This is a genomic window from Mesorhizobium sp. M7D.F.Ca.US.004.03.1.1, assembly GCF_003998635.1.
In the GTDB taxonomy this organism is placed as follows: Bacteria; Pseudomonadota; Alphaproteobacteria; order Rhizobiales; family Rhizobiaceae; genus Mesorhizobium; species Mesorhizobium loti.
The window spans coordinates 1-3,387 of record NZ_RZQG01000660.1 but is presented as its reverse complement, the minus strand read 5'-3'; the positions used below and the strand labels follow the sequence as shown (position 1 = coordinate 3,387).

General features: G+C 64.8%; 4 protein-coding genes and 1 pseudogene. 4 read left to right on the top strand and 1 reads right to left on the bottom strand.

The window, feature by feature from the left end:
• The 4 genes and pseudogenes from EN935_RS27520 to EN935_RS27505 form a co-directional block, all read left to right on the top strand.
• Positions 1-961 (top strand): annotated as a pseudogene (locus EN935_RS27520) (6-hydroxynicotinate reductase); the annotation flags it as partial.
• On the top strand, positions 961-1,845 hold the full coding sequence (locus EN935_RS27515; RefSeq protein WP_127262607.1) for a UPF0280 family protein: 885 nt from the start codon (positions 961-963) through the stop codon (positions 1,843-1,845). The pseudogene EN935_RS27520 and the gene EN935_RS27515, both read left to right, overlap by 1 nt.
• Positions 1,838-2,422 carry an amino acid synthesis family protein gene (locus EN935_RS27510; RefSeq protein ID WP_127262591.1) on the top strand — a complete coding sequence of 195 codons (585 nt, stop codon included), beginning with the start codon at positions 1,838-1,840 and terminating at the stop codon, positions 2,420-2,422. Before EN935_RS27515 ends, EN935_RS27510 begins: the two co-directional genes overlap by 8 nt.
• A complete protein-coding gene (locus EN935_RS27505; RefSeq protein ID WP_109667225.1) occupies positions 2,419-2,880 on the top strand; it encodes a MarR family transcriptional regulator in 462 nt (153 codons plus the stop codon). The genes EN935_RS27510 and EN935_RS27505 overlap by 4 nt, the downstream gene beginning before the upstream one ends.
• Before the next feature lie 45 nt (positions 2,881-2,925).
• Here EN935_RS27505 and EN935_RS27500 read toward each other — a convergent pair.
• Positions 2,926-3,387: substrate-binding domain-containing protein (locus EN935_RS27500; protein WP_164771379.1), on the bottom strand; the 462-nt coding region annotated here is incomplete at its 5' end.

Here is a 3,387-nt window from a genome sequence, read left to right as displayed (position 1 = left end):
GCTCAATCTGTGCAACCGCAAGCCGGTGGAATTGGCCATAGACGGCGGCGCCACCATAACAGTCGAAGCCGGCAAACCGCCTGTCATCGACGGCAAGCAGGAACACCGCATGCGTGTCGGCTGCGGCTCGGCAACCATCGGCATGTTCGCCACGCAATGGCGTGGCCTGGTCGACGAGGTGGTGGTGGTCGACGACCACATCACCGGCGTCGTTTCGGAGCATCAGGCCGGCAAGGTGCTGGGCTGGCAGGATACGGGTATAAAAATCATCGGCCGCCGTTCGACGCCGGGCCGCTATTTCAAGGTCTCCGAGCCCGGGTTGGGCTGGGGCGGCACCAGCATTTCCGACCCGCTGTCGATTCTCGGCGAGTGGAATGCCAAGAAGGGCGCGCGGCCGGGCCTGTCGCTGCTGATGGTTTCGACCACCGGCGAGCAGTTCGCCTATTACGAGCTCGACGACGAACTGAAGCCGGTCCAAAAACCGTTTCCCGAACGGCTGCAAAAGTCCGTCGGGCTGATCGAGGACAATTGTGAGCCGGCTTTGTGCACCGTGCTGTTTATCGGCGGCGCCGGCGGTTCACTGCGCGCCGGCGTCACCGAAAACCCGGTCAACCTCACCCGTTCCGTGCAGGGCCTGACCACCTATGTGACGGTCGGCGGCGCGCCGGTCTATGTCTGGCCGGGCGGCGGCATCACGCTGATGGTCGATGTCACCAGGGTGCCGGAAGGCGCCTTCGGCTATGTCCCGACGCCGGCGCTGGTGGCGCCGATCGAATTCACCTTGCGCCGCGACGACTACATCAGGCTGGGCGGCTACGAGGCCGAGATCCGCAGCGTCGAGGATATCGTTGCCAAGGGTGGCGAATACCTCAATCCGCGCCGCGGCACCGGTGCTACGGCCAGCAATCCATGGCCGCCGCTGGCGCAATTGCGCCGCGCGGCGTCGAACGAGACCGGATGATGGACGGCCCGCAAACGCATTGGCTGCAGGACGGCAAGCGGCTGCATCTCAACCACGGGCCGATCGACCTGATCGTCGAGGCCTTTGGCGAAGCGGATGAGTGTCGTGCTGCCTACACTCAAGCCGTCACGCGCTTTCAGACGATCCTGATGGAGTTGGTCGAGGAGCTCCCCGAATTGCGGCTCCCGGCGTTTTTCCTGGCGCCGCGCACCTTCGCCGGCCCGACGGCGCACCGCATGGAAGCAGCCGTCATACCCCTGGCGGAATGCTTCATAACACCGATGGCCGCAGTTGCAGGATCGGTAGCCGACGAAATGCTCGCCGCATTGCTTGCCGGTCGCAAGCTCGATCGCGCCTATGTCAACAATGGCGGCGACTGCGCAATCCATATCGGCAAGGGCCAGTCGATGGGCTTGGCGATCGCCGGCACCGGCAACGGCATCGCCGACCGGATCACGATCCGCGCGGAAGATGGCATTCGCGGCGTCGCCACCAGCGGCTGGCGCGGCCGCTCCTTCTCACTTGGCATTGCAGACGCCGTCACCGTGCTGGCGCGGACTGGCGCCGAGGCCGATGCGGCGGCGACGCTCATTGCCAACGCGGTGGACCTGCCCGGCAATCCGGCCATCAAGCGCATTCCCGCACACGAACTGTCGCCTGACAGCGATCTCGGCGCGCGCCTGGTGACACATGGCGTCGGCACGCTTGCACCTGGCGAAGTGGTGCGGGCGCTGGACAATGGCCTTGCCGTCGCCGAAGATTTTCGCCGGCGCGGCCTGATTGCCGGATCGGCGCTGTTTCTTGGCGGTGAGATCCGCATCAGTGGCTCGGTTGCGCTTGCCGCGCCCAACAAAAGTTTGAGGGAGGAAGTTGCCCATGCCTGAGTTTCCGATCCGCAAGATCGCGGTGCTGACCGAAGAGATCTTCCATGAGGGCGGGCCGCTGGCCAAGGTGCCGCGCCGCCGCGCCGCCGCCATGGCGCTGGTCAAGAACCCATTCGCCGGGCGCTATGTCGAGGACCTACAGAGTGCCATGGACGATCTAAAGCCGCTTGGCCTGCTGCTTGCCGACCGGCTGATCGCGGCGCTCGGCGGCGACGTGAAACAGATCGACGGCTATGGCAAGGGCGCCATTGTCGGCACGGGGGGTGAGCTGGAGCACGGTGCACTCTGGCATGTGCCCGGCGGCTACGCCATGCGCGAACGGCTCGGCGACGCCAAGGCGATCGTGCCGTCGGCGAAGAAGGTTGGCGCTTTCGGTTCAAAGCTCGACGTGCCGCTCGGCCACATCAACGCCGCCTATGTGCGCAGCCATTTCGATGCCATGGAAGTCGGCATCAGCGATGGCCCGCGCCCCGACGAGATCCTGTTCTGCCTCGCCATGACCTGCGGCCCGCGCGTGCACGACCGCATGGGTGGCTTGGCCGCCGGGGATATCAAGGCCTGGGACGGGCTGCGGTGAGCACCGAGGACAATCTGCTGAAGCTGGTCGAGGTCGAGACGCCGGACGACCAGGATTACCTCTTGCAGGAACAGGTCGGCTTCATCCTGCGCAAGGCGCATCAGCGGCATGTCTCGATCTTTGCCGCGCATATCGGCGATCTGACGCCGCCGCAATTCGCCGCACTCGCCAAGCTGCGCGATGTCGGCGAGACCTCGCAGAACCAGCTCGGCACGCTGATCGCCATGGACGCGGCGACGGTGAAGGGCGTCATCGACCGGCTGAAGGCGCGCGGCCTGGTCGAGCTTTCCAAGCACGAGGTCGACAAAAGGCGGCTGCTGGTCAATCTGACCGCGGAGGGGCGCGACGCCATCGAGCGCCTGATCCCGCTGGCCCGCGAAATCACCCAGGAGACGCTGGCGCCGCTCTCGGCCAAGGAGATCGCCACCTTCATGAAATTGCTGGCCAAGCTGGCTTAGATCGTCCTGCCGGGCGCCAAAAAGCACCCGGCAGGACGTTTTGGCTCAGAGGCCGTTGTCCTTCAGCACCTGGGCGGCGTTTTCCTTGGTGATCTTCTCGGTCGGCAAAGTGATGGTCTTTTCGACCTTCTCGCCGTTGAGGAACTTGATCGCCTGGCGCAGGCCTTCGGCGCCGGGGGTGACATAGGTGAAGGTGGCCGTCAGCTCGCCCTTGTTCACCATTTGCACGCCTTCGTTGGGCAGACCGTCGATGCCGATGAACTTGATGTCCTTCTCGCGGCCGACATCCTTGGCAGCGAGATAGGCGCCGTAGGCCATCGGGTCGTTGTGGCCGTAAACGAGATCGATCTTCTCGTTGCTCTTCAGCGCGTTGGCCATCAGATTATAGGCTTGGTCCTGCTTCCAGTCGCCCGATTGCTGGTCGAGCAGATATTTGATGCCCGGCTCCTTGTCGGTGAACTCGTGGAAGCCGTTATGGCGGTCATGCGCCCGCCGGGGGCCCCTGCC